The 25,191-nt window shown below is 53.7% G+C and carries 24 protein-coding genes and 1 pseudogene; 15 read left to right on the top strand and 10 right to left on the bottom strand.

Features of this window, described 5'->3' with window-relative positions; translation table 11 throughout:
• Position 1 precedes the first annotated feature (1 nt).
• From cheZ to J4650_RS04380, 5 genes are all read left to right on the top strand, one after another.
• Positions 2-646: a protein phosphatase CheZ gene (gene cheZ, locus J4650_RS04400; RefSeq protein WP_000983586.1), complete on the top strand. Its 645-nt coding sequence runs from the start codon at positions 2-4 to the stop codon at positions 644-646.
• A 193-nt stretch (positions 647-839) separates the two neighbouring features.
• Entirely contained in the window at positions 840-1,991 is a 1,152-nt protein-coding gene (flhB, locus tag J4650_RS04395; protein ID WP_000797089.1) for a flagellar biosynthesis protein FlhB, read from the top strand.
• The gene (flhA, locus tag J4650_RS04390; protein WP_000002392.1) at positions 1,984-4,062 is read left to right on the top strand and encodes a flagellar biosynthesis protein FlhA; all 2,079 of its coding nucleotides are present in this window, start codon (positions 1,984-1,986) and stop codon (positions 4,060-4,062) included. Before flhB ends, flhA begins: the two co-directional genes overlap by 8 nt.
• Positions 4,062-4,454, top strand: a complete 393-nt coding sequence (gene flhe, locus J4650_RS04385; RefSeq protein ID WP_023993333.1) for a flagellar protein FlhE — start codon at positions 4,062-4,064, stop codon at positions 4,452-4,454. Before flhA ends, flhe begins: the two co-directional genes overlap by 1 nt.
• Before the next feature lie 236 nt (positions 4,455-4,690).
• Positions 4,691-5,830 carry a glycoside hydrolase family 105 protein gene (locus tag J4650_RS04380; RefSeq protein ID WP_023993332.1) on the top strand — a complete coding sequence of 380 codons (1,140 nt, stop codon included), beginning with the start codon at positions 4,691-4,693 and terminating at the stop codon, positions 5,828-5,830.
• 53 nt (positions 5,831-5,883) lie between these two features.
• Here the strand turns inward: J4650_RS04380 and mrdA are convergent, their stop codons facing one another.
• Together mrdA and argS are read right to left on the bottom strand one after the other, a co-directional pair.
• Complete coding sequence (gene mrdA, locus J4650_RS04375) at positions 5,884-7,755, bottom strand: penicillin-binding protein 2 (protein WP_000142868.1); 1,872 nt, start codon at positions 7,753-7,755, stop codon at positions 5,884-5,886.
• Between the two features lie 188 nt (positions 7,756-7,943).
• The gene (gene argS / locus J4650_RS04370) at positions 7,944-9,677 is read right to left on the bottom strand and encodes an arginine--tRNA ligase (RefSeq protein ID WP_001025360.1); all 1,734 of its coding nucleotides are present in this window, start codon (positions 9,675-9,677) and stop codon (positions 7,944-7,946) included.
• A gap of 236 nt (positions 9,678-9,913) precedes the next feature.
• On the opposite strand from argS, the gene J4650_RS04365 reads away from it, so the two are divergent.
• Both J4650_RS04365 and cutC read left to right on the top strand, forming a co-directional pair.
• On the top strand, positions 9,914-10,483 hold the full coding sequence (locus J4650_RS04365) for a VOC family protein (RefSeq protein ID WP_000024794.1): 570 nt from the start codon (positions 9,914-9,916) through the stop codon (positions 10,481-10,483).
• A gap of 19 nt (positions 10,484-10,502) precedes the next feature.
• The gene (cutC, locus tag J4650_RS04360) at positions 10,503-11,249 is read left to right on the top strand and encodes a copper homeostasis protein CutC (protein ID WP_001185780.1); all 747 of its coding nucleotides are present in this window, start codon (positions 10,503-10,505) and stop codon (positions 11,247-11,249) included.
• Between the two features lie 235 nt (positions 11,250-11,484).
• On the opposite strand, the gene cmoB is transcribed toward cutC, so the two are convergent.
• Genes cmoB through J4650_RS04335 form a run of 5 tightly spaced genes read right to left on the bottom strand, consistent with a single transcriptional unit; the run spans position 11,485 to position 15,066 of the window.
• Positions 11,485-12,456 carry a tRNA 5-methoxyuridine(34)/uridine 5-oxyacetic acid(34) synthase CmoB gene (cmoB, locus tag J4650_RS04355; RefSeq protein ID WP_001648733.1) on the bottom strand — a complete coding sequence of 324 codons (972 nt, stop codon included), beginning with the start codon at positions 12,454-12,456 and terminating at the stop codon, positions 11,485-11,487.
• On the bottom strand, positions 12,453-13,196 hold the full coding sequence (cmoA, locus tag J4650_RS04350) for a carboxy-S-adenosyl-L-methionine synthase CmoA (RefSeq protein WP_000019609.1): 744 nt from the start codon (positions 13,194-13,196) through the stop codon (positions 12,453-12,455). Before cmoA ends, cmoB begins: the two co-directional genes overlap by 4 nt.
• 40 nt (positions 13,197-13,236) lie before the next feature.
• Positions 13,237-13,632: an MAPEG family protein gene (locus tag J4650_RS04345; RefSeq protein ID WP_000252975.1), complete on the bottom strand. Its 396-nt coding sequence runs from the start codon at positions 13,630-13,632 to the stop codon at positions 13,237-13,239.
• Positions 13,633-13,684: 52 nt separating this feature from the next.
• Positions 13,685-14,503 carry a DUF72 domain-containing protein gene (locus J4650_RS04340; RefSeq protein ID WP_000639226.1) on the bottom strand — a complete coding sequence of 273 codons (819 nt, stop codon included), beginning with the start codon at positions 14,501-14,503 and terminating at the stop codon, positions 13,685-13,687.
• Complete coding sequence (locus J4650_RS04335) at positions 14,500-15,066, bottom strand: hydrolase (RefSeq protein WP_023993330.1); 567 nt, start codon at positions 15,064-15,066, stop codon at positions 14,500-14,502. The genes J4650_RS04340 and J4650_RS04335 overlap by 4 nt, the downstream gene beginning before the upstream one ends.
• A gap of 324 nt (positions 15,067-15,390) precedes the next feature.
• Between J4650_RS04335 and aspS the strand changes: the two genes are divergently transcribed.
• From aspS to ruvC, 4 genes are all read left to right on the top strand, one after another.
• Positions 15,391-17,163, top strand: a complete 1,773-nt coding sequence (aspS, locus tag J4650_RS04330; RefSeq protein WP_001258629.1) for an aspartate--tRNA ligase — start codon at positions 15,391-15,393, stop codon at positions 17,161-17,163.
• A gap of 102 nt (positions 17,164-17,265) precedes the next feature.
• Positions 17,266-17,718, top strand: coding sequence for a dihydroneopterin triphosphate diphosphatase (gene nudB / locus J4650_RS04325; RefSeq protein WP_000653693.1), 453 nt, complete (start codon positions 17,266-17,268; stop codon positions 17,716-17,718).
• A gap of 29 nt (positions 17,719-17,747) precedes the next feature.
• Positions 17,748-18,488 (top strand): YebC/PmpR family DNA-binding transcriptional regulator, encoded by a 741-nt coding sequence (locus tag J4650_RS04320; protein WP_000907242.1) that lies wholly within the window; start codon positions 17,748-17,750, stop codon positions 18,486-18,488.
• Positions 18,489-18,524: 36 nt separating this feature from the next.
• The gene (ruvC, locus tag J4650_RS04315) at positions 18,525-19,046 is read left to right on the top strand and encodes a crossover junction endodeoxyribonuclease RuvC (protein WP_000022509.1); all 522 of its coding nucleotides are present in this window, start codon (positions 18,525-18,527) and stop codon (positions 19,044-19,046) included.
• Between the two features lies 1 nt (position 19,047).
• On the opposite strand, the gene J4650_RS04310 is transcribed toward ruvC, so the two are convergent.
• Complete coding sequence (locus tag J4650_RS04310) at positions 19,048-19,647, bottom strand: YebB family permuted papain-like enzyme (protein ID WP_000716750.1); 600 nt, start codon at positions 19,645-19,647, stop codon at positions 19,048-19,050.
• Between the two features lie 209 nt (positions 19,648-19,856).
• On the opposite strand from J4650_RS04310, the pseudogene J4650_RS04300 reads away from it, so the two are divergent.
• From J4650_RS04300 to ruvB, 3 genes and pseudogenes are all read left to right on the top strand, one after another.
• A pseudogene (locus J4650_RS04300) lies at positions 19,857-20,550 on the top strand (hypothetical protein).
• 359 nt (positions 20,551-20,909) lie between these two features.
• Positions 20,910-21,521, top strand: a complete 612-nt coding sequence (gene ruvA, locus J4650_RS04295; RefSeq protein ID WP_000580335.1) for a Holliday junction branch migration protein RuvA — start codon at positions 20,910-20,912, stop codon at positions 21,519-21,521.
• An 8-nt stretch (positions 21,522-21,529) separates the two neighbouring features.
• Positions 21,530-22,540: a Holliday junction branch migration DNA helicase RuvB gene (ruvB, locus tag J4650_RS04290; RefSeq protein WP_000568504.1), complete on the top strand. Its 1,011-nt coding sequence runs from the start codon at positions 21,530-21,532 to the stop codon at positions 22,538-22,540.
• A 78-nt stretch (positions 22,541-22,618) separates the two neighbouring features.
• Here the strand turns inward: ruvB and znuB are convergent, their stop codons facing one another.
• Together znuB and znuC are read right to left on the bottom strand one after the other, a co-directional pair.
• Complete coding sequence (znuB, locus tag J4650_RS04285; RefSeq protein WP_000571508.1) at positions 22,619-23,404, bottom strand: zinc ABC transporter permease subunit ZnuB; 786 nt, start codon at positions 23,402-23,404, stop codon at positions 22,619-22,621.
• Positions 23,401-24,156, bottom strand: a complete 756-nt coding sequence (gene znuC, locus J4650_RS04280; RefSeq protein WP_000203023.1) for a zinc ABC transporter ATP-binding protein ZnuC — start codon at positions 24,154-24,156, stop codon at positions 23,401-23,403. Before znuC ends, znuB begins: the two co-directional genes overlap by 4 nt.
• A 78-nt stretch (positions 24,157-24,234) precedes the next feature.
• Between znuC and znuA the strand changes: the two genes are divergently transcribed.
• The gene (gene znuA / locus J4650_RS04275; protein WP_000939597.1) at positions 24,235-25,179 is read left to right on the top strand and encodes a zinc ABC transporter substrate-binding protein ZnuA; all 945 of its coding nucleotides are present in this window, start codon (positions 24,235-24,237) and stop codon (positions 25,177-25,179) included.
• Positions 25,180-25,191: the final 12 nt, after the last annotated feature.

Genomic DNA, 25,191 nt, shown 5'->3' with positions numbered 1-25,191 from the left:
GATGATGCAACCATCTATCAAGCCTGCTGATGAAGGCTCAGCAGGAGACATCATTGCGCGCATCGGTAGTCTGACCCGAATGCTGCGCGACAGCCTGCGTGAACTGGGGCTGGACCAGGCGATTGCCGAAGCGGCGGAGGCGATCCCTGATGCGCGCGACCGTCTGGATTACGTCGTCCAGATGACGGCGCAGGCGGCGGAACGCGCGCTAAACAGTGTCGAAGCTTCGCAGCCGCATCAGGATGCGATGGAAAAAGAGGCGAAAGCGCTAACCCAACGTTGGGACGAGTGGTTTGACAATCCGATCGAGCTTTCCGACGCCCGTGAACTGGTGACGGATACGCGCCAGTTTCTCAGGGATGTCCCGGGCCATACCAGCTTTACTAACGCGCAACTGCTGGACATCATGATGGCGCAGGATTTCCAGGATCTGACGGGTCAGGTGATCAAACGCATGATGGACGTGATTCAGGAGATTGAGCGCCAGTTGTTAATGGTGCTGCTGGAAAACATCCCGGAACAGAGCGCGCGACCAAAACGCGAGAACGAAAGCTTGCTCAACGGCCCGCAGGTGGATACCTCGAAAGCTGGCGTCGTCGCCAGTCAGGATCAGGTGGACGACCTGCTGGACAGTCTTGGCTTTTAAGCTTTTTTGACCTGATGGCGCTGCGCTTATCGGGTCCGAATCCGTCAACCCGGCCGGATACGAGACTTTCTTATCGTATCCGGCTATCTCTATTAACGCCATAAACCCCGCCTTTTTTACCGCTTACTCTGCCCATTGGCGTAAAGCGGTTCTGGCATCATTCTCGCTTATCAATCTATCCAGGGTTTGCTGCGTGGCAGAAGAGAGCGACGACGACAAAACAGAAGCCCCCACACCCCACCGACTTGAAAAAGCGCGGGAAGAAGGGCAGATCCCCCGTTCCAGAGAACTGACCTCACTGCTGATATTGCTGGTGGGCGTTTGTATTATTTGGTTCGGCGGCGAGTCGTTAGCGCGGCAGCTGGCGGGAATGCTCTCAGCAGGCCTGCACTTCGATCACCGTATGGTGAACGATCCTAACCTGATCCTGGGGCAGATAATTTTGCTGATTAAAGCGGCGATGATGGCGCTGCTACCGCTCATCGCGGGCGTGGTGCTGGTGGCGCTTATCTCGCCGGTTATGCTTGGCGGCCTGATTTTTAGCGGTAAGTCGCTACAGCCAAAATTTTCTAAATTAAACCCGCTGCCGGGAATTAAGCGCATGTTTTCGGCGCAGACCGGCGCGGAACTGCTAAAAGCGGTGTTGAAATCCACGCTGGTCGGCTGCGTTACCGGCTTTTATCTCTGGTATCACTGGCCACAAATGATGCGCCTGATGGCGGAGTCGCCGATCGTCGCAATGGGGAATGCGCTGGATCTGGTTGGACTCTGCGCGTTACTGGTGGTACTGGGCGTGATTCCGATGGTGGGATTTGACGTGTTTTTCCAGATCTTTAGCCACCTGAAAAAATTACGCATGTCGCGGCAGGACATTCGCGACGAATTTAAAGAGAGCGAAGGCGATCCGCATGTTAAGGGCAAAATTCGCCAGATGCAACGCGCCGCCGCGCAGCGCCGCATGATGGAAGATGTGCCGAAAGCGGACGTCATTGTCACTAACCCGACGCACTATTCCGTGGCGCTGCAGTATGACGAAAACAAAATGAGCGCGCCGAAAGTGGTCGCGAAGGGGGCTGGATTAATAGCGCTGCGCATTCGCGAGATCGGCGCTGAACATCGGGTTCCCACTTTAGAAGCGCCGCCGCTGGCGCGGGCATTATATCGCCACGCCGAAATCGGTCAGCAAATTCCCGGGCAGTTATATGCTGCCGTTGCGGAAGTGTTGGCCTGGGTCTGGCAGCTTAAACGCTGGCGGCTTGCGGGCGGGCAACGTCCTCCACAACCTGAGAACCTTCCGGTGCCAGAAGCGCTGGATTTTATGAACGAGAAGAATACTGATGGCTAATCTGGTCGCGATGCTGCGCCTGCCCAGCAACCTGAAATCGACGCAATGGCAAATTCTTGCCGGGCCGATCCTCATTCTGCTGATTTTGTCGATGATGGTGCTGCCGCTACCTGCTTTTATCCTCGACTTATTGTTTACCTTTAATATTGCGCTATCGATCATGGTGCTGCTGGTGGCGATGTTTACCCAGCGCACTCTGGATTTTGCCGCGTTTCCGACCATTCTGCTGTTTACCACGCTACTGCGTCTGGCGCTTAACGTAGCCTCAACGCGCATTATTTTGATGGAAGGGCATACCGGCGCGGCGGCGGCGGGAAAGGTAGTGGAGGCGTTCGGTCATTTCCTGGTCGGCGGTAACTTCGCGATCGGGATTGTGGTTTTTATCATCCTCGTCATTATCAACTTCATGGTCATCACCAAAGGCGCCGGACGTATTGCCGAAGTCGGCGCGCGCTTTGTGCTGGACGGTATGCCCGGCAAGCAAATGGCGATTGACGCCGATCTTAATGCCGGTCTGATTGGTGAAGACGAGGCCAAAAAACGGCGTTCGGAAGTCACTCAGGAAGCCGACTTCTACGGCTCGATGGACGGGGCAAGTAAATTTGTACGCGGCGACGCCATCGCCGGTATTCTCATCATGGTCATTAACGTGGTCGGCGGGCTGCTGGTCGGCGTATTGCAGCACGGAATGAGCATGGGCAGCGCGGCGGAAAGCTACACCCTGCTGACCATTGGCGACGGCCTGGTCGCCCAGATCCCGGCGCTGGTTATCTCCACGGCGGCGGGCGTCATTGTGACCCGCGTTAGTACCGATCAGGATGTAGGCGAGCAGATGGTTGGCCAACTGTTCAGTAATCCAAGGGTGATGCTGCTGGCGGCGGCGGTGCTGGGTCTGCTTGGCATGGTGCCTGGAATGCCTAACCTGGTATTTTTACTCTTTACCGCCGCTTTGCTCGGCCTGGCATGGTGGCTGCGCGGGCGTGAAGAAAAAGCGCCGGAGGAGCCGCAGCCGGTAAAAATGCCGGAAAATAACTCGGTGGTCGAAGCCACCTGGAATGACGTACAGCTTGAGGATTCACTGGGAATGGAAGTGGGCTACCGCCTGATCCCGATGGTGGATTTTCAACAGGATGGCGAATTGCTCGGACGTATTCGCAGCATTCGTAAAAAATTCGCGCAGGATATGGGGTTCCTGCCGCCGGTGGTCCATATTCGCGACAATATGGATTTACAGCCTGCGCGCTACCGTATTTTGATGAAAGGGGTAGAGATCGGCAGCGGGGACGCCTATCCGGGACGCTGGCTGGCTATTAACCCCGGCACGGCGGCGGGAACGCTACCGGGCGAGAAAACCGTCGATCCAGCTTTTGGCCTTGATGCCATCTGGATTGAAAGCGCCCTGAAAGAGCAGGCACAAATTCAGGGCTTTACCGTCGTGGAAGCCAGTACCGTTGTGGCGACGCATCTTAACCACTTGATTGGCCAATTCTCCGCTGAACTGTTTGGCCGCCAGGAAGCGCAGCAACTGTTGGATCGTGTCTCTCAGGAGATGCCTAAACTCACGGAAGATCTGGTCCCCGGCGTCGTGACCCTCACGACTTTACACAAAGTCCTGCAAAACTTACTGGCGGAAAAAGTCCCTATTCGCGATATGCGCACCATTCTGGAAACGCTGGCGGAACATGCGCCGTTACAAAGCGATCCGCATGAATTAACCGCCGTGGTACGCGTGGCATTAGGACGAGCGATTACGCAACAGTGGTTCCCCGGTAATGAAGAAGTGCAGGTGATTGGCCTGGATACCGCGCTGGAGCGTTTGCTACTTCAGGCATTGCAGGGCGGCGGCGGTCTTGAGCCGGGGTTGGCGGATCGCCTGCTGGCGCAGACACAAGAGGCGCTTTCTCGCCAGGAGATGCTTGGCGCGCCGCCGGTATTGCTGGTTAACCATGCGCTACGTCCATTATTGTCCCGCTTTCTGCGGCGCAGTTTACCGCAGCTGGTGGTGTTGTCGAACCTTGAGCTTTCCGATAACCGTCATATCCGCATGACGGCGACCATTGGAGGAAAATAATGCGTAAGTGGCTGGCGGTGTTGCTCTTTCCCCTGACGGTTCAGGCCGCAGGCGAAGGCGCGTGGCAGGATAGCGGTATGGGCGTAACCTTAAATTACCGGGGCGTTTCCGCATCGTCTTCGCCATTGTCGGCGCGTCAGCTGGTTTCCGGTGTGATGACGCTGGTCGCCTGGCGTTATGAACTGAATGGCCCGACTCCCGCGGGATTACGGGTACGGTTATGTTCCCAGTCCCGTTGCGTAGAACTCGATGGTCAGAGTGGCACGACCCACGGTTTTGCCCATGTTCCCGCAGTCGAGCCGCTCCGCTTTGTCTGGGAAGTCCCCGGCGGCGGCAGACTTATCCCGGCGTTAAAAGTGCGGAGCAATCAGGTGATTGTGAACTACCGCTAACCGCCCCTTTCTTTGCCAGGTAACAGACCTGACTCTCTTTTTGAATAAATAGAAACACCGTTTTATAAAATGGTGAGGTAGGTTGCCGAACTCTTTGCGTTTTTGCCATTTACGCTCTGGCAATGGCAGAAACAAAAAGGTTTCCGCCCAGCTTAGCTTTTACTGTAGCGAATCGACTGCGTCGGCGGTAAAACTGCACGCAGCACTGAATTCGACATTACACAGAGGTTAAGCAAATGATGGTTTATCCAGTCAAACACAGTCCGCTATTGCGTCAGCCTGAGCATTTTATCGCCAGAGATGAACTAAAAGCCCTGGTGCAAAAGGTGACGCATAACCTGGTTAATATTAAAGATGAGACAGGCGAATTTTTATTGCGACTGGACGACGGACGCGTGATCGATACTAAAGGCTGGGCCGGATGGGAGTGGACGCACGGCGTGGGCCTGTACGGAATGTATCACTATTACCAACAGACCGGCGACCAGACGATGCGTAAGATCATTGATGACTGGTTTGCCGATCGTTTTGCGGAAGGCGCGACGACGAAAAACGTTAATACGATGGCGCCGTTTTTAACGCTGGCGTATCGCTATGAAGAGACGCGTAATCCAGCGTATTTACCGTGGCTGGAAACGTGGGCCGAATGGGCGATGAATGAAATGCCCCGTACCGATCACGGCGGAATGCAGCACATCACGCTGGCGGAGGAAAATCATCAGCAGATGTGGGACGACACGCTAATGATGACGGTGCTGCCGCTGGCGAAAATCGGTAAGCTGTTGAACCGGCCGGAATATGTGGAAGAGGCAACCTATCAGTTCCTGCTACACGTGCAGAATTTGATGGATAAAGAGACGGGGCTGTGGTTCCACGGCTGGAGCTATGACGGTCATCATAACTTCGCTAACGCTCGCTGGGCGCGCGGCAACAGTTGGCTGACCATTGTGATCCCGGATTTTCTTGAACTGCTGGACTTGCCGGAAAATAATGCCGTGCGCCGTTACCTGGTCCAGGTACTGAATGCGCAGATCGCCGCGCTGGCGAAATGTCAGGATGAAAGCGGTTTGTGGCATACGCTGCTTGACGATCCGCACTCTTATCTTGAGGCGTCGGCGACGGCGGGTTTTGCCTACGGTATTCTTAAAGCGGTGCGCAAACGCTATGTCGGGCGGCACTATGCGCAGGTGGCGGAAAAAGCCATTCGGGGGATAGTGAAACATATCTCGTCGGAAGGCGAACTGCTGCAAACGTCATTTGGCACTGGCATGGGCCACGATCTCGATTTTTACCGTCATATTCCGTTGACCTCTATGCCTTACGGGCAGGCGATGGCTATGCTGTGTTTGACGGAATATCTGCGTAACTATTTCTGATGTATGCGGATATGCCGGTCGTATCCTTGTTTGATGGCGCTTTGCTTATTTGACTATGGCGCCTGACCCGACTGTGTGGTATCAGCCTGTGGATCAAACAGGTGGTCAAGGATTTTTCGCATGATGGGCGCGGCGGTAACGCCGTCGCTTCCGCCGTTTTCCAGAATCAAGGCAATAGCGACCTTAGGGTTTTTATACGGTGCAAAAGCGGTATAAAACACATGATCGCGCAGGCGAATGGGGATCATTTTCGCATTGTAGGTCTGATTTTCTTTCAGGCTAAACACCTGCGACGTGCCGCTTTTGGCCGCAATGCCGTAGGGCGCGGTGTGAAAGAACTTATAGCCCGTTCCGTTGGGTGCATTCGCCATGCCGTACATCGCCTGACGCACCAGTCCCCAGTATGGCGACGCCGGATCGGCTATCTGTGCCGGTGTTCCTGAAGGACGATACGGAACCACCGTTTTGCCGCTCTCTTCATTGAGTAACAGGTGGGGGGCAATCACCTTACCGTTGTTGATGAGCGCCACCATCGCTTTTACCATCTGGATGGGGGTGGCAATCCAGTAGCCCTGGCCGATGCCGACAGAGATGGTATCGCCCTGATACCAGGCTTTTTTATGGACCCGCTGTTTCCATGCGCGGCTGGGAAGCAGCCCGTCATACTCTTCATTAAGGTCGATGCCCGTCGGTTTGCCATAGCCGAACTGAGACAACATCGTGTCGATACGGTCAATACCCATCATATAAGCGACCTGATAGAAAAAGGTATCCGCAGATTCCTCAATCGCTTTAGTGACATCCAGCATACCGTGTCCGGTTTTTTTCCAGTCCCGGTAATGCCGCTGCGTGCCGGGAAGCGTCCAGGTTGGCGCGCCAAAGAAGGTGGTTTGCGGCGTAATAATCCCGCATAACAGCGCGGACATCGCCATATAGGGTTTAACCGTTGACGCCGGGGGATAAAGCCCTTGCGTCACGCGGTTGATCAGTGGCAGATTTTTATCGTGCAGCAGTTTGCCGTAATCCTGATAGCTAATGCCTTTTACAAAGGGGTTCGGGTCGTAGCTGGGCATAGATACCATCGCCAGCACTGAACCATCGTGCGGATCTTCAACCAGTACGGCAGCACGCTGCCCGGCCAGCAAACTTTCAATGTACTCTTGTAAATGGAGATCCAGCGTCAGGTGAATGTTCTTACCCGCGATGGGAGGAACGTCTTTCAGCAGGCGGACAATACGCCCGTGATTATCCACCTCGACCTCCTGATAACCGGTTTTGCCATGAAGATCGTTTTCGTAGTAACGCTCAATCCCCTGTTTACCGATGTTATGGTCCGCCGCGTAATTCTCTGCCAGCCCTTTTTTATCCAGCGCTTTAAGGTCGTTATCGTTTATCTTTGACACGTAACCGAGAACATGCGCCAGCTCCGCGCCGTAAGGATACTGCCGATCCTGATAGCTATTGATCGTGACGCCGTTGAAATGAAACTGATTGACCGCAAAGCGTGCGATTTCAACATCCGTTAGCGCGTTTTTGAGCACTACCGGACGATAGCGGCTACTGGATTTTAGCGCGCGGCGAAAGTCGGCGATATCATCGGGGGAGAGATCAACAATAGGGGTGAGCTGTTTTAGCAGCGCATCCATATCGGCAATTTTATAGGGCGTAACCGCGATATCATACCAGGTTACGTTACGCACCAGCGGAATGCCGTTGCGATCGTAAATGATGCCGCGCGTGGGCGCGACGGGTAGCATCTTGATATCGTTCTCATTCGAACGGGTGGTGTAGTAGTGGTGCTGGCGGATTTGCAAGTTATAGAGGTTGAAGATCAGGATACCAAAGCAGACAACCACTACACCAAACGCCACAATCACACGTCTCAGGAAGAGTTTCTCTTCCGCATCAAAGTCTTTAAAAGTCATTACCTGTACCTGAACAATCCGCCGCCTAATGATACGGGGCGGTCAGCGCCAGCACAGGTAAAAGATGTTCCATCTCTCTATAGAAATGTGTCATTCCTTGTGATTTGTTACAGATATACCGCTGTGGCAATAAAAAGGCCTGAGTCCGTTACCCGGAGTCAGGCCTGATGATGTTAACGACGGCGCGTTTACATGCGTTCTACGGTTTCGATACCCAACGTATCCAGACCCAGTTTCAGCGTCTTCGCCGTCAGTTGCGCCAGTTTTAGGCGGCTATTGCGAACCGCGTCATTCTCGGCGCTGAGAATAGGGCAGTGCTCGTAGAAGCCGGAGAACAGCCCGGCGACGTCATACAGATACGCGCACATGACGTGCGGCGTACCTTCACGCGCGACCACCGTCAGGGTTTCTTCAAACTGCAGCAGACGGGCAGCGAGCTGCGCTTCGCGATCTTCGCTAATGATAACCGGCGCGCTCGCCAGCGCCTGCTCGTCGATGTCCGCTTTACGGAAAACAGACAGCACACGCGTATAGGCATACTGCATATAAGGAGCGGTATTGCCTTCGAAAGCCAACATATTATCCCAGTCGAAGATATAGTCAGTGGTGCGGTTTTTTGACAGATCGGCGTATTTCACCGCGCCAATACCGACGGCGTTAGCCAGTTTTTCCAGCTCGTCAGCCGGCATATCCGGGTTCTTCTCCGCCACCAGACGACGCGCGCGCTCCAGCGCCTCATCCAACAGATCCGCCAGTTTCACCGTACCGCCCGCGCGAGTTTTAAACGGTTTACCGTCTTTACCCAACATCATGCCGAACATGTGGTGTTCCAGCGGAACGGAATCCGGCACATAACCGGCTTTACGCACAATGGTCCAGGCCTGCATCAGGTGCTGGTGCTGACGGGAGTCAATGTAGTAGAGCACGCGGTCGGCGTGCAGCGTTTCGTAACGGTATTTGGCGCAGGCGATATCGGTAGTGGTATACAGATAACCGCCATCTTTCTTCTGAATAATGACGCCCATCGGGTCGCCTTCCTTGTTTTTAAACTCATCAAGGAAAACCACCGTTGCGCCTTCGCTTTCAACCGCCAGGCCTTTGGCTTTCAGATCGGCGACGATGCCCGGCAGCATCGGATTATACAGACTTTCGCCCATCACATCGTCACGCGTCAAAGTGACGTTCAGGCGATCATAGGTGATCTGGTTTTGCGTCATCGTGATATCAACCAGCTTACGCCACATCTCACGGAAATAGGTATCACCGCTCTGCAATTTGACGACGTAGTTACGCGCGCGCTCGGCAAACGCTTCATCTTCGTCATAATGCTTTTTCGCATCGCGGTAGAATCCTTCGAGATCCGCCAGCGCCATGTCGCCCGCGTTTTCCTGCTGCTGTTTTTCCAGCCAGGCGATAAGCATACCGAACTGGGTGCCCCAGTCGCCGACGTGGTTAGCGCGAATAACATGATGGCCCAGAAACTCCAGCGTGCGCACTGCCGCATCGCCAATGATCGTGGAGCGTAGATGACCAACGTGCATCTCTTTCGCGACGTTGGGCGCGGAGTAGTCGACGACAATTGTCTGGCGAGTCGGCTGAGAAACGCCCAGACGATCGGAGGCCAGCGCCTGCTGCACCTGTTCAGCGAGAAAAGCCGGTTCGAGGAAAATATTGATAAAGCCAGGGCCGGCGATTTCAACCTTGCTGGCGATGCCGCTGAGATCCAGATGAGTCAGCACCTGCTCTGCAAGTTGTCGGGGGGCCATACCCAGTTTTTTCGCAACTGCCATCATGCCGTTGGCCTGATAGTCGCCGAACTGAACTTTGGCTGACTGACGAACCTGGGGCTCGCAATCTGCAGGCGCGCCTGCAGCAATCATGGCCTGACTAACTTTTTCTGAGAGAAGAGCCTGAATATTCACCGGAATACCTTACGTTTATGAAGCGGACTGTATTGCCCGCGCCAGTTTAAGAATTAGGGCGGGAGTATACTGCAAATGCCCGTTGGCGTCAGCATTGCGCGCGCGGCGCGTCGCCTGAAATATACGCAACAATAATCTGCATAAGCATTCAATAAACGCCCAATCAAATCAAAGGTTGGTTGCCGGGGCGCAACAGCGTAAATTAGCGGTTTTCACAGCAAGAAGAGCGTCCTGATATGGCGAACTGGCAACACATTGATGAACTGCATGATATTTCCGCAGATTTACCGCGATTCACTCTGGCGTTCAGAGAACTTTCCACTCGCCTTGGTCTGCAGATTAGCGCCCTTGAGGCCGATCACATTTCATTGCGCTGTCACCAGAATACGACGGCGGAGCGTTGGCGTCGCGGTTTTGAACAATGCGGCGAGCTACTGTCGGAAAATATCATCAACGGCAGGCCGATTTGTCTGTTTAAACTGCATGAACCGGTATGTGTGGAACACTGGCGGTTTTCTGTTATTGAATTACCGTGGCCGGGAGAAAAACGCTATCCACACGAAGGGTGGGAGCATATTGAAATCGTGCTGCCCGGCGAGCCGGAGACCTTGAACGCGAGGGCGCTGGCGTTGTTGTCGGATGAGGGGCTTAGTCAGCCGGGGATCGTGGTTAAAACCAGTTCGCCACAGGGCGAGCATGAACGTTTGCCAAACCCTACGCTGGCCGTGACCGATGGCCGCATCACGGTAAAATTTCATCCATGGTCGATTGAAGCGATTGTCGCCAGCGAACAGGCGGCCCATTAACCTGCCGAGCGGAGTGAATATGGCGTTACTTGAGATCTGTTGTTACAGCATGGAATGCGCGCTCACCGCGCAGCGAAACGGCGCGGATCGTATCGAACTGTGCGCCGCGCCGAAAGAAGGCGGGCTTACGCCTTCGCTGGGCGTCTTACGCAGCGTGCGCGAGCATATTACGATTCCCGTACATCCGATTATTCGTCCTCGCGGCGGGGATTTTTATTACACTGACGGCGAATTTGCCGCCATGCTGGAAGATATTCGCCTCGTCAGAGAGTTGGGTTTTCCCGGGCTGGTTACTGGCGTGTTGACCGTTGATGGGGATGTCGATATGTCGCGAATGGAAAAAATAATGGCGGCGGCCGGGCCGCTGGCGGTGACATTCCACCGCGCCTTCGATATGTGCGCTAATCCCTTCAATGCGCTAAAGAATCTGGCTGACGCAGGCGTAGCAAGAGTACTGACTTCCGGGCAAAAAGCCGATGCGGCGCAAGGTTTATCAATAATTATGGAACTTATTGCCCAGGGGGATGCTCCAACCATTATGGCTGGTGCGGGGGTTCGTGCAAATAACCTGCAGAATTTCCTCGATGCCGGAGTACGGGAAGTACACAGTTCCGCCGGAGTCTTACTGCCTTCGCCGATGCGCTATCGCAATCAGGGGTTATCGATGTCTGCCGATATACAGGCGGACGAGTATTCTCGCTATAGGGTAGAGGGTGCGGCGGTCGCTGAAATGAAAGGAATCATTGTTCGCCATCAGGCCAAATGATTTTTACCGTTGCATCATGTCGCCCAATATGATGCTTGCTCGTACCAGGCCCCTGCCAATTCAACAGGGGCCTTTTTTTCTCCTTCATATTTCAAGCCGCAGCAGCGTTGGCCGCCTCGCGCACCCCGGTCACGTAGCTACCTACGTTCCCGGGGATTTGCTGCGTTGCCGCCTTGCTGCAACTTGAACTATTTTGGAGAAACGGTGCTATACGTAACGGTCATTCGGCAATCCATCACGGTTTACGCGCAATCAGCACCGCGCGCTGCGGGGCGGGGTAGCCTTCCACCGTCTTGCTGCGATCGTTCGGGTCAAGAAAATCGGCCAGCGACTCGGTAACCATCCACTCGGTGCGACGCTGCTCTTCGGTGGTGGTGACGCAAACGTCAGCGATACGCACATCAATAAAGCCGCATTTTTCCAGCCATTTTTTTAATGCCGGCGCGGAAGGAATAAAATAGACGTTACGCATCTGCGCGTAGCGGTCACCCGGCACCAGTACGGTATTTTCGTCGCCGTCGATGACCAGCGTTTCCAGTACCAGTTCACCCTCGTTGACCAACTGATCTTTTAACTGCCACAGATGTTCCAGCGGCGAGCGACGGTGATAAAGCACCCCCATCGAGAAGACGGTATCAAATGCTTTCAGCGCCGGGAGTTGTTCAATGCCCAACGGCAGCAGATGCGCGCGCTGATCGTTACCCAACAGTTTACGCACCGCCTCAAACTGGCAGAGGAAAAGCTGTGTAGGATCGATGCCGACCGCCAGATGTGCGCCCGCGCCAATCATCCGCCACAGGTGATAGCCGCTGCCGCAGCCGACATCAAGGATCGTCCGGCCGGTTAAATCTGACAGATGCGGCAGTACGCGATCCCACTTCCAGTCGGAGCGCCATTCGGTATCAATATCTACGCCATAAAGCGAGAACGGGCCTTTACGCCACGGCATCAGATTACGCAGCAATGTATCAATACGCTTTAGCTGACCTTCGCTGAGCGGCGTTTCGCTTTCCGCCGTGACGCTGTGCAGTAAATCCAGCCGCCAGGGCGTAATTTCCGGTAAAAATTCTACCGCGTTCGACCACTGTTTAAACAAGCCATGCTGCTGCTCGCGTTGCCAGGCGGCAATCTGCGCGGGCAATGTTTCCAGCCAGTGGGAGAGATGATTTTTAGCAATGAGCTGATAAAAGTTACCAAACTCGATCATGCGGCAACTCCGGCTTTTAACGCGACAAGCGACCCGAAATTAAAGCACTGGAACCACAGTTCACTGTGTTCGAAACCCGCCTGACGCAGGCGCGCTTTATGTGTTTCCACCGAGTCGGTGAGCATCACGTTTTCCAGCATACTGCGCTTCTGGCTGATCTCCAGTTCGCTGTACCCATTCGCGCGTTTAAAATCGTGGTGCATGTTGAATAACAACTCGCCCACTTTCGCATCTTCAAAGCTAAATTTTTCCGACAGTACCAGCGCGCCGCCGGGATTCAACCCCAGGTAAATCTTATCCAGCAATGCCTGGCGTTCGGCAGGTTCAAGGAATTGCAGGGTAAAATTCAGCACCACCATCGAGGCGTTTTCAATAGTGATATCGCGGATATCGCCTTCAACGACTTCAACCGGCGTAGGCGCTTTATACGCATCAATATGGCGGCGGCAGCGTTCAATCATGGCCGGGGAGTTATCGACGGCGATAATGCGACAATGCTCATGGCGGATATTACGCCGAACAGACAGCGTCGCGGCGCCCAGCGAGCAGCCCAGATCGTAGACCTGCGTGTTCGGCTGCACAAAGCGTTCAGCTAACATGCCGATCATGGAGATGATGTTGGAGTAGCCTGGTACCGAACGCTGAATCATGTCGGGGAAAACTTCGGCTACTCGTTCATCAAAAGTCCAGTCGCCGAGACGGGCGATAGGCGCAGAAAAAAGCGTGTCGCGGTGAGACATAACGTATACATCCGGGAAAAATAAAGGCGCATATTGTGCGCTAATACAGGGAGAAAACCAACTCCCAGGGCATATACCACAGGTTTGCCAGCACCATCAGCAACAATGCGCACCAGGTCGCGCTCATCCCCGCCCGCCGCCAGCGGAACAGGCGGTGGTGAAAACCGTAATAATGCATCAGCCGACCGGCGATTAAAATGATGCCGCAGATATGCACCATCCACGTTTCGGCGCCGTTCATTTCCATAAACAGCAGCAGCACCAGCGCGACAGGAATATATTCCACCGCGTTGCCATGAATACGGATGGCGCTTTGCAATTCGCTAAAACCGCCGTCGCCATAGGCGACACGGTACTGCATTCGCAAGCGAACGACATTAAAAGAGAACTTCATTAATAATAACGCACCCAAAACGGCATACAGCGCGCTTACCATACAAACTCCCTTTTAAAATGGCTGATGGCACTGTCTATGATAGGGGGCATTTTCAGAAAAGAGAAGATTGCTGTGGAATGGACGGAGCAGTGCCGATTTCCGGTAAGACGCTGCGTAAATCATGCCAAAGCGTATTCACCAGTTCCGGCGCCTGCGCGATATCCGGAGTATGTAAAAACAGAAAAGGCGTGGTGGTCTGCCGCCACTGCGGGAGTTTCTGCAACCAGGCGGCGAAAAATTCACGGTTTTGCGCCATATTATCGCTACCGATAAAACGCACCATTGGATGGCTGGCCGTCACGACAGCATGTACCGGAACTTTGGGTTTTTTTCGCTGCGCGTCGCGGACGGCCTCGCTGTGGGGATGGGCGGCATGTACCGGACGACTATCCAGGATCACGCGGTTTACGCCGCGCGCGTGTAACCCGCGATTGAGCCGCTGTTCATCCTCACCTTTGTCAAAAAAACACGGATGACGAACTTCTACGCCATAGGTAAACGTGGCGGGGAGCGCATCAAGAAACTGCCATAAGGCGGGGAGATCGCGCGGTCCAAAGGCGGCGGGCAACTGCAGCCAGTATTGGCCAATACGCGTTTCCAGCGGCGCCAGGCGGGTAAAAAACGCCTGTACCAGATCGTCGCAATGGCGCAGCGCGGCCTGGTGAGAAATGGTGGCGGGAAATTTAAAGCAAAAACGGAAATCGTCCGTAGTTTGCGCATACCAGCGATCGACAATTTCCGCTTTCGGCAGCGCGTAAAGCGTGGTGTTGCCCTCCACGCAGTTAAAGTGGCGGGCATACTCTTCCAGACTGGTGATGCCGAGCCGCGCCCATTTCGGGTGCGACCATTGCGGCAAGCCAATGTAGATCATAAGGCGTTTAAAATATCCTCTACGCTGCGTACCCGGCCAATGCGCGGGAAAATATGCGTCATACTGCTCTGATGCTGCTCACTGCTGGCGGCGCTACAGGCATCTTCGGCAATAATAAGGTTAAATCCCAACTCCCAGGCGTTACGCGCTGTGGATTCGACGCCGATATTGGTTGAGATTCCGCACAATATGATGGTGTCGATACCCCGGCGGCGAAGTTGTAATTCCAGCTCGGTGCCGTAAAACGCGCCCCACTGGCGTTTAGTCACTTCCAGATCGCTGTCCTTTTTACCCAATGCCGTAGGCCAGGTCCACCAGTTTTCCGGCAACGCGTGCGCAGGCGTTGCGGCATCCACCGGCTGTTTTAACGCTTCGGCATAATCATCAGACCATCCGACGCGTACCATAACCACGGGCGAGCCGTTGGCACGACACTTTTCCGCCAGCCGCGCGGCGCGGGCGACCACCTCATTTGCCGTATACGGGCCGCCGGCAAACGGAAGAATTCCTTCCTGTAAATCAATAACCACCAGGGCGGTTGTGGTCGCGTTGAGTTTCAGCATGATAATCACTCTCCTAAAAATAGCGGATTTCACTACACCTTAAGCGCGATTAAAGAGGAAAGCGGCGACAAATATTGTTAATTTTTGTGAGCATACGCAATACCCGCGTGAAAAACCCGGGTACAGTCAGTATGAACCAAGTGTCGATACCGCATGAAACGGGCAAGTTATCGCTCCCATGCTGGATTGACTCTTATCGTGCGGCAGAATTTCCAGTATAATAGCCGCCTTTTTTCATCCAGTTGTGACATACAGCTAAAGCTGCGACTTCGTCGCCTGCATGGCAGGCAACAATCCGCCTGCGGCTAAGTTAAGGGATATCTCATGCGTACAGAATATTGCGGACAGCTACGTCTGTCCCACGTGGGGCAGCAGGTGACTCTGTGTGGTTGGGTCAACCGTCGTCGTGATCTTGGCAGCCTGATCTTTATCGATATGCGCGACCGCGAAGGTATTGTGCAGGTGTTCTTCGATCCGGATCGTGCGGACGCGTTAAAGCTGGCCTCTGAACTGCGTAATGAGTTCTGCATTCAGGTTACGGGCACCGTGCGTGCGCGTGACGCGAAAAACGTCAATGCGGATATGGCGACCGGCGAAATTGAAGTGCTGGCGTCCTCTCTCACTATCATCAACCGCGCAGACTCACTGCCGCTTGACGCTAACCACGTTAATACCGAAGAGGCGCGTCTCAAGTACCGCTATCTGGATTTGCGTCGTCCGGAAATGGCGCAGCGCCTGAAAACCCGCGCCAAAATTACCAGCCTGGTGCGTCGTTTTATGGACGATCACGGTTTCCTTGATATTGAAACGCCGATGCTGACCAAAGCCACGCCGGAAGGCGCGCGCGACTATCTGGTGCCTTCGCGCGTGCACAAAGGTAAATTCTACGCGCTGCCGCAGTCGCCGCAGCTGTTCAAACAGCTCCTGATGATGTCCGGTTTCGACCGTTACTATCAGATAGTCAAATGCTTCCGTGATGAAGACTTACGTGCTGACCGTCAGCCGGAGTTTACTCAGATCGACGTCGAGACCTCCTTCATGACCGCGCCACAGGTGCGCGAAGTGATGGAAGCGCTGGTGCGCCATTTGTGGCTGGAAGTGAAAGGCGTGGATCTGGGGGATTTCCCGGTCATGACGTTTGCCGAAGCGGAACGTCGCTACGGTTCCGACAAGCCAGACCTGCGTAACCCGATGGAGCTGGTAGATGTCGCTGACCTGCTGAAATCGGTAGAGTTCGCGGTCTTCGCGGGCCCGGCTAACGATCCGAAAGGCCGCGTGGCAGCGCTGCGTGTGCCTGGCGGGGCGCAGCTTAGCCGTAAGCAGATCGACGATTACGGTAACTTTGTTAAGATCTACGGCGCGAAAGGCCTGGCGTATATCAAAGTTAACGAGCGCGCGAAAGGTCTGGACGGGATTAACAGTCCGGTGGCCAAGTTCCTGACCGCCGACATCGTCGACGCTATCCTTGAACGTACCGGCGCGCAGGACGGCGACATGATCTTCTTCGGCGCAGATAACAAAAAAGTGGTTGCCGATGCGCTGGGCGCGCTGCGTCTGAAACTGGGCAAAGACCTGAGCCTGACCGACGAAGACAAATGGGCGCCGCTGTGGGTGATTGACTTCCCGATGTTCGAAGACGACGGCGAAGGCGGTCTGACCGCGATGCACCATCCGTTCACCGCCCCGCGTGACATGACGGCGTCTGAACTGAAAACTGCGCCGGAAGAAGCCGTCGCTAACGCTTACGATATGGTGATTAACGGCTATGAAGTGGGCGGCGGTTCGGTGCGTATTCACAACGGTGAAATGCAGCAAACCGTATTTGGTATTCTCGGTATCAATGAGCAGGAGCAGCGCGAGAAGTTCGGCTTCCTGTTGGATGCGTTGAAATACGGTACGCCGCCGCATGCGGGCCTGGCGTTTGGTCTGGACCGTCTGACCATGCTGTTGACCGGCACCGACAATATTCGTGATGTTATCGCCTTCCCGAAAACGACCGCCGCCGCGTGTCTGATGACCGAAGCGCCGAGTTTCGCCAACCAGGCAGCGTTGACGGAGTTGGGGATTCAGGTTGTGAAGAAAGCCGAGAATAACTGATATGAACAATGTACACGACATCATTCGCGTGATATCGCGGCGGCCCGCAAGGGCGAGTCTCATCAATGCGCGGCGTCACTCAACAGCCAACAACGAGGTCGCGTGAAGGATAAAGTGTACAAGCGCCCCGTTTCGGTCCTGGTGGTTATTTTCGCGCAGGATACGAAACGGGTGCTAATGTTGCAGCGACGCGACGACCCGGATTTTTGGCAGTCAGTGACTGGCAGCATAGAAGAAGGGGAGACCGCGTTGCAGGCCGCCGTACGTGAAGTCAAAGAGGAGGTCACGATTGATGTTGCGGCAGAGCAACTGACCTTAATCGACTGCCAACGTACGGTGGAGTTTGAAATTTTTTCACATTTACGTCATCGCTATGCGCCGGGCGTCATGCACAATACAGAATTCTGGTTCTGCCTTGCGTTACCGCATGAGCGGCAGGTGATATTCACTGAACATCTGACGTACCAGTGGCTTGATGCGCCTGACGCGGCGGCGCTTACCAAGTCCTGGAGTAACCGGCAAGCGATTGAAGAGTTTGTCATTAACGTCGCCTGAAAAGGCGCGCTTTTTTTGAGGAAATATTTATGGCAGGTCATAGTAAATGGGCCAACACCAGACATCGTAAAGCTGCGCAAGATGCCAAGCGCGGTAAAATCTTCACTAAAATTATTCGTGAACTGGTAACGGCAGCTAAATTGGGCGGCGGCGATCCGGATGCCAACCCGCGTCTGCGCGCGGCCGTAGATAAAGCGCTGGCCAACAACATGACCCGCGACACTCTGAACCGTGCCATCGCTCGCGGTGTGGGTGGTGATGAAGACTCGAACATGGAAACCATCATCTATGAAGGTTATGGTCCTGGCGGCACGGCCATTATGATTGAGTGTCTGAGTGACAACCGTAACCGTACCGTAGCGGAAGTGCGTCATGCTTTCAGCAAGTGCGGCGGTAATCTGGGTACCGATGGCTCAGTGGCGTACCTGTTCAGTAAGAAAGGGGTCATCTCCTTTGAGAAAGGCGATGAAGACACCATCATGGAAGCCGCTCTGGAAGCTGGCGCGGAAGATGTTGTGACCTATGATGATGGCGCGATTGATGTTTACACTGCCTGGGAAGAGATGGGCAAAGTGCGTGACGCGCTGGAAGCGGCGGGTCTGAAAGCGGACAGCGCCGAAGTGTCCATGATCCCGTCAACCAAAGCGGATATGGATGCGGAAACCGCGCCGAAACTGCTACGTCTGATCGATATGCTGGAAGACTGTGACGATGTTCAGGAAGTCTACCATAACGGTGAGATCTCTGATGAGGTGGCGGCGACCCTGTAATGGTGCTGCTAAACGCCGGCGGGCAGGGGGTATAGCGTGTCGATTATTCTCGGTATTGACCCCGGCTCGCGCATTACCGGTTATGGCGTTATCCGCCAGGTAGGCAGACAACTGACCTATCTGGGCAGCGGATGTATTCGCACCAAAGTCGATGATTTGCCGTCGCGCCTGAAACTCATTTACGCGGGCGTGACGGAAATCATCACCCAATTTCAGCCGGATTATTTTGCTATTGAACAGGTGTTCATGGCGAAAAATGCTGACTCGGCGCTAAAGCTGGGGCAGGCGCGGGGCGTCGCGATCGTCGCGGCGGTCAATCAGGAACTGCCGGTCTTTGAGTACGCCGCCCGTCAGGTCAAACAGACCGTGGTGGGTATCGGTAGCGCGGAAAAAAGCCAGGTTCAGCATATGGTGCGCACGTTGCTCAAACTGCCCGCTAACCCGCAGGCCGATGCCGCGGATGCGCTGGCTATCGCCATTACGCATTGCCACGTTAGCCAGAACGCGATGCAAATGAGCGAGAGCCGACTCAATCTGGCGCGGGGAAGGTTGCGCTAAATCATTCTCCCTCAGCCTCGCGTTGAGGGGTTTCAATTCCACAGGCACTAATTAATTCTAAATTGGGATGTTGCCACAGGCTGGCTGGCGTCACCGTCTTACGATCCCACGGGATTGAACCTAAAAACCAGAACTTCCAGAAGGCGAGTTTCGCATCAGGATTGCTGTGAAGTAATTCTTCGAATGTCTCAATATCGCCTACCGGAATACATAATGCTTCTTTATAGATATCAAACACAAATTTCGAGCAGAACTGGCGCGATGACTCGTATTTAAACCCCGTGTGATAAAACTTATTCAGCCGGGCGGGAACCTGTTCCATGATGGCGAGTTTCTGTTCGACCGTCAGACCGCCGCACAGGCGACGAACCGCGTAACGTTGTCCGGCTGAACGTTGTATAAACAGTGACAGCGTGGTGACGGTTGAGAGGGGGACGCGACTTTCCGCCACCAGATAGTCATCACCATTATGACCAATAATAATCCCAACATGGTTGCTCCAGCACTGTGAAGCGGTGGATATCTGGCCGAAAAGCGCGGCACCTATACAGGTAAAGACGATATCCCCGGTTTCATATTGGACAGAATAATGTTTTTTCATCTCTGCATTCCATTATTTGAAATAAATTCCTTTTATTTATTCTACAGGGTAGTTAGCATTATACCAGATAAATGACAAGCCTTAGTGTCATCGAAATATGTATGGTGAATATTTCATTTATTGGAATTAATGTCGCAAATATATTTGGGGGGGAATTAAGGTGGTAAATTTCTCATCATCTGATCTCTCATATTGACAGGGAGTATGACGTGGTTGATGATAAACCAATGAGAATAGGTTGGGTATTTTATTTTTCTTATATTTTTGTTGCTATTATCTTTCATCTGTTTATTAGTTTTTGTTATTGTTTGAGTATTGATATGGCAGAGGCTAATACTGTTGTTTTTTTATTAAAGCCAGGGACGATTTCATTATTATTTTTTGCTTCTCCCTGCCAGGCGGTTCAGGACCAGACTGTTGGCAACATTGAGTTCAGTTTTCATTACCTTAGTATTTAACCAGTGGCATTTGGTTGCCGGGAATAAAGAACTGGTTTTGTGCCTGCAGGCAGCGTGCTTTATGGCTTTCCTGGCTATGACATCGGTAAAAAAATCCGGGTGGATGATTAGCGCATCATTATTTTTGGTTTGTGCGGCCGGAACGATTCGCCAGTGCTGGCTGGAACAGCTGTTTAACGCTGCCGATATATATATTGTTGATGATGGGCGGAGCTGTGGCGCCAGCGGCCACTGCTTCCAGTATATTGCAGCAAAAGGCCGTGGGTTAGCAGCAAAACGACAGGCACTTTTTAGTAGCGAAGAGTATGTGAATATTTATTATAGTTATTCAGAAGGGATGCCAGCCGTGAATTTCGATGGCATGAAAAATGAGTTTGTACAATATTTATTGTGTCATGGCGAATTAAAATCTGTTGCGCGCGACGATAAAACAACATGCGATTAAATTCAGCGCTAGTGGTTAATATTATTAAATCTATTCTCGGGTCTGTTTTTTTGGAGGCCCGATGTTCCGCTGTTGGCATTCGTACTGGATACATTATTAGTGTTATCAGGATACTCATTATTGAAGACTACCGAACGTGCGCCACGGCATGTTGGCAAAAAGTTGTTCGCGTAGGACGCAAAAAGTTGTCAATGAGTGTACGACTTATTTTGTACGCAGCGGGGAGCGTACCCGTCGTTAACCATCGCGGGTTGTCGGAGTAGAGAAATATCGGGATACGTGTTTTTCATCTGGATAAACATCCAGTCTTTTTTTATGATAGTGCATTATCTTTTCAGCCCTTTACGCAGGAGCGTCATGTGATAGGCAGACTCAGAGGCATTATTCTCGAAAAACAACCCCCGATCGTGCTGCTGGAGACAGGGGGCGTAGGCTATGAAGTACATATGCCTATGACCTGCTTTTACGAGCTGCCGGAGGCCGGGCAGGAGGCAATCGTCTTCACCCACTTTGTGGTGCGTGAAGATGCGCAGTTGTTGTACGGATTCAACAATAAGCAAGAGCGCACGCTGTTTAAAGAGCTAATTAAAACGAATGGCGTCGGGCCTAAGCTGGCGCTGGCGATCCTCTCCGGCATGTCGGCGCAGCAGTTTGTGAATGCGGTTGAGCGCGAAGAGCTTGGCGCACTGGTGAAGCTGCCGGGTATCGGCAAGAAAACCGCCGAAAGGCTGATTGTCGAAATGAAAGACCGCTTTAAAGGGCTACATGGCGATCTCTTTACGCCAGCAGTCGATCTGGTATTGACGTCGCCGGCCAGCCCAACCTCGGAAGATGCAGAACAAGAAGCAGTTGCTGCGCTGGTGGCGCTGGGTTATAAACCGCAAGAAGCCAGTCGGATGGTAAGCAAGATCGCCCGTCCGGATGCAAGCAGTGAAACACTGATTCGCGACGCGTTACGCGCCGCGTTATGAGGTAAAGGATGATAGAAGCAGATCGCCTGATTTCAGCAGGCGCCACGATCGCAGAAGACGTCGCCGATCGCGCCATTCGCCCGAAGTTATTGGCGGAATATGTCGGCCAACCGCAGGTGCGCTCCCAGATGGAGATCTTTATTCAGGCGGCAAAACTGCGTGGCGACGCACTAGATCACTTGCTGATTTTCGGCCCGCCAGGGTTAGGTAAAACGACTCTGGCGAATATCGTTGCCAATGAAATGGGCGTCAATCTCCGAACCACGTCCGGCCCGGTGCTGGAAAAAGCAGGCGATCTGGCGGCTATGCTCACCAATCTTGAACCGCATGATGTGCTGTTTATTGATGAGATTCACCGGCTTTCACCGGTGGTGGAAGAGGTACTCTATCCGGCGATGGAAGATTACCAGCTGGATATTATGATTGGCGAAGGGCCTGCTGCACGTTCAATTAAGATCGATCTGCCGCCGTTTACGCTCATTGGCGCGACGACGCGAGCAGGTTCGCTGACCTCGCCGCTACGCGACCGTTTTGGTATTGTGCAGCGCCTGGAGTTCTACCAGGTGCCCGATCTGCAGCACATCGTCGGGCGCAGCGCAAGGCACATGGGGCTTGAGATGAGCGATGACGGCGCGCTGGAAGTGGCGCGTCGGGCGCGCGGTACGCCGCGTATAGCCAACCGCCTGCTCAGACGTGTGCGTGATTTCGCCGAGGTGAAGCATGACGGGGCTATTTCAGCGGAAATTGCCGCGCAGGCGCTGGATATGCTGAACGTCGATGCGGAAGGGTTTGACTATATGGATCGCAAGCTGCTGCTGGCGGTTATTGATAAATTCTTCGGTGGACCGGTCGGCCTGGATAACCTGGCGGCGGCGATTGGCGAAGAGCGTGAAACCATTGAGGATGTGCTGGAGCCGTATCTGATTCAGCAAGGCTTTTTGCAGCGCACGCCGCGTGGGCGTATGGCAACGGTGCGCGCCTGGAACCATTTCGGGATCACGCCGCCAGAGATGCCTTAGCGCCTGAAGTCGCTGCGCTCATTAGACCTGGGCGATTTTGTAGGCCCGGTAAGCGCAGCGCCACCGGGCAACACACGCTTAGCTTGCCTGCTTTTTCATCATACTGAAGATAAACAGCAGCGCGGCACACAGCACTACGGATGGCCCTGCCGGGGTATCATAAAAGGCTGAGAAGGTCAGTCCACCTGTAACCGCTATCATACCTACACCAACGGCGACGCCCGCCATCTGCTCCGGCGTACGGGCAAAGCGACGCGCGGTTGCGGCGGGGATAATCAGCAGCGACGTAATGATCAGCGCTCCGACAAACTTCATCGCCACACCAATGGTTAACGCCGTTACCAGCATCAATAGTAGCTTCACGCGCTGTAACTTCACGCCATCGACAAAGGCAAGATCCGGACTGATAGTCATTGACAGCAAGTTGCGCCACTGCCAGAAGAGAATGGCCAGCACAATAACGACCCCAATAGCGATCGAGATAAGATCTTCCGGTGTGACGGCCAGCAAATCGCCAAACAGATAAGCCATTAAATCAACGCGGACGTTGGACATCAGGCTGACCACGACCAGTCCTAAAGATAAGGCGCTGTGCGCCATAATGCCCAGTAAGGTATCAATCGCGAGGTGAGGGCGTTTCTCCAGCCATACCAGACCGGCGGCCAGCAGCAGCGTAACGGCGATTACCGCATAAAAGGGGTTAACGTCCAGCAACAGGCCAAACGCCACGCCCAGAAGCGACGCGTGAGCCAGCGTATCGCCAAAATAGGACATCCGACGCCAGACCACAAATGAGCCCAAAGGACCAGCGGCGCAGGCCAGCATCATCCCGGCCAGCCAGCCGGGCAGTAATAATTCAATCATGAGTGACCATTTCCCCGGCGCAGTACAATACGACCCTGTAAATCGTGGCGATGATTATGATGATGGCGATAAATCCCTAATTGCTCCGCGCCTCGCGGGCCAAACATAGAGATAAATTCCGGATGCATAGACACCACTTCCGGCGCGCCGGAACAGCAAATATGATGGTTCAGGCATAACACTTCATCCGTCTTTGCCATGACCAGATGTAGGTCATGTGACACCATCAGCACGGCGCAATCGAGTTCGCGGCGCAGCTGATCGATAAGGTCGTATAACGCGACCTGGCCGTTGACATCCACGCCTTGCGTCGGCTCATCAAGTACCAGCAACTGCGGCCTGTTAAGCAGAGCACGGGCCAGCAGTACCCGCTGCGTCTCACCACCGGAGAGTTTTTGCATGGGCGCGTCAATCAAATGTCCGGCCTGAACGCGTTTAAGCGCCGGGAGAATATCCGTTTTTTGCGTGCCGGGACGTAAACGTAAAAATCGGTTTACCGTCAGCGGAAGCGTGGTATCGAGATAGAGCTTTTGCGGGACATAGCCGATACGGAGTTGCCCGTTGCGCTTGATCACCCCTTCATCAGGGGCTACCAGTCCTAAAACCACGCGTACAAGCGTTGACTTCCCCGCGCCGTTAGGGCCGAGAAGCGTTAAAATTTTTCCGGGGCTCAATTCAAGCGACACGTCAGAGAGGACGCGGCGTTGACCAAATGAGACCGAGACGTTTTCCAGTGAAACTAAACTTGTCATGTTAATTTTAGGCTTGCAGAAGTGATAGAATGTTATAATATCACATTTCACACATTCATTACGATGATTAGTCGCATTATGTTACAGAAAAATACGCTTCTTTTCGCAGCATTATCCGCCGCGCTTTGGGGGAGTGCAACCCAGGCCGCCGATGCCGCCGTTGTCGCTTCGCTTAAACCGCTTGGGTTTATCGCTTCCGCCATTGCTGATGGCGTTACGGATACGCAAGTATTACTTCCGGATGGGGCTTCCGAGCATGATTATTCATTGCGTCCATCAGACGTAAAACGCTTACAGGGCGCGGACTTAGTCGTCTGGGTTGGCCCGGAAATGGAAGCCTTTATGGAGAAGTCGGTCAGGAATATTCCTGATAATAAGCAGGTTACCATTGCGCAACTTGCCGATGTAAAACCGTTACTCATGAAGGGCGCGGATGATGATGAGGATGAACATGCGCATACGGGCGCCGATGAGGAAAAAGGTGACGTACATCACCATCACGGCGAATATAACATGCATCTTTGGCTCTCCCCAGAGATAGCGCGGGCTACAGCGGTTGCAATCCATGAAAAATTAGTGGAACTTATGCCGCAAAGTCGAGCCAAACTCGACGCCAACCTGAAGGATTTTGAGGCACAATTAGCCGCAACCGATAAACAGGTCGGTAACGAGCTCGCGCCGCTCAAGGGGAAAGGGTATTTCGTTTTTCATGACGCCTACGGTTACTACGAAAAACACTACGGACTCACCCCGCTCGGTCACTTTACCGTGAACCCTGAGATACAACCTGGCGCGCAGCGTTTACATGAAATAAGAACACAGTTGGTTGAGCAAAAAGCAACCTGCGTTTTTGCTGAGCCACAATTCAGGCCAGCGGTCGTGGAAGCCGTGGCGAGAGGGACATCCGTTCGAATGGGAACACTGGATCCCCTCGGGACGAACATTAAACTGGGTAAAACAAGCTATTCAGCGTTTTTAAGCCAATTAGCCAACCAGTATGCGAGCTGCCTGAAAGGAGATTAACGAGGAAGTGAA

The organism is Salmonella sp. 32120201201600049SM, from assembly GCF_017572835.1.
Taxonomy (GTDB): Bacteria; Pseudomonadota; Gammaproteobacteria; order Enterobacterales; family Enterobacteriaceae; genus Salmonella; species Salmonella enterica.
Note: the sequence above shows the minus strand (reverse complement) of the source record. Positions and strands in the feature narration are given on the sequence as shown.

Coding starts and splice junctions, on each gene's coding strand:
- J4650_RS04310 (WP_000716750.1), bottom strand. CDS start 19,647: ATGAAAAAACATTATTCTGTCCAATATGAAACCGGGGATATCGTCTTT.
- cmoA (WP_000019609.1), bottom strand. CDS start 13,196: ATGTCTCACCGCGACACGCTTTTTTCTGCGCCTATCGCCCGTCTCGGC.
- znuB (WP_000571508.1), bottom strand. CDS start 23,404: ATGATTGAATTATTACTGCCCGGCTGGCTGGCCGGGATGATGCTGGCC.
- J4650_RS04345 (WP_000252975.1), bottom strand. CDS start 13,632: ATGGTAAGCGCGCTGTATGCCGTTTTGGGTGCGTTATTATTAATGAAG.
- J4650_RS04365 (WP_000024794.1), top strand. CDS start 9,914: ATGGCGAACTGGCAACACATTGATGAACTGCATGATATTTCCGCAGAT.
- cmoB (WP_001648733.1), bottom strand. CDS start 12,456: ATGATCGAGTTTGGTAACTTTTATCAGCTCATTGCTAAAAATCATCTC.
- znuC (WP_000203023.1), bottom strand. CDS start 24,156: ATGACAAGTTTAGTTTCACTGGAAAACGTCTCGGTCTCATTTGGTCAA.
- znuA (WP_000939597.1), top strand. CDS start 24,235: ATGTTACAGAAAAATACGCTTCTTTTCGCAGCATTATCCGCCGCGCTT.
- cutC (WP_001185780.1), top strand. CDS start 10,503: ATGGCGTTACTTGAGATCTGTTGTTACAGCATGGAATGCGCGCTCACC.
- flhA (WP_000002392.1), top strand. CDS start 1,984: ATGGCTAATCTGGTCGCGATGCTGCGCCTGCCCAGCAACCTGAAATCG.
- flhe (WP_023993333.1), top strand. CDS start 4,062: ATGCGTAAGTGGCTGGCGGTGTTGCTCTTTCCCCTGACGGTTCAGGCC.
- aspS (WP_001258629.1), top strand. CDS start 15,391: ATGCGTACAGAATATTGCGGACAGCTACGTCTGTCCCACGTGGGGCAG.
- J4650_RS04340 (WP_000639226.1), bottom strand. CDS start 14,503: ATGATCTACATTGGCTTGCCGCAATGGTCGCACCCGAAATGGGCGCGG.
- ruvB (WP_000568504.1), top strand. CDS start 21,530: ATGATAGAAGCAGATCGCCTGATTTCAGCAGGCGCCACGATCGCAGAA.
- mrdA (WP_000142868.1), bottom strand. CDS start 7,755: ATGACTTTTAAAGACTTTGATGCGGAAGAGAAACTCTTCCTGAGACGT.
- J4650_RS04335 (WP_023993330.1), bottom strand. CDS start 15,066: ATGCTGAAACTCAACGCGACCACAACCGCCCTGGTGGTTATTGATTTA.
- J4650_RS04320 (WP_000907242.1), top strand. CDS start 17,748: ATGGCAGGTCATAGTAAATGGGCCAACACCAGACATCGTAAAGCTGCG.
- cheZ (WP_000983586.1), top strand. CDS start 2: ATGATGCAACCATCTATCAAGCCTGCTGATGAAGGCTCAGCAGGAGAC.
- J4650_RS04380 (WP_023993332.1), top strand. CDS start 4,691: ATGATGGTTTATCCAGTCAAACACAGTCCGCTATTGCGTCAGCCTGAG.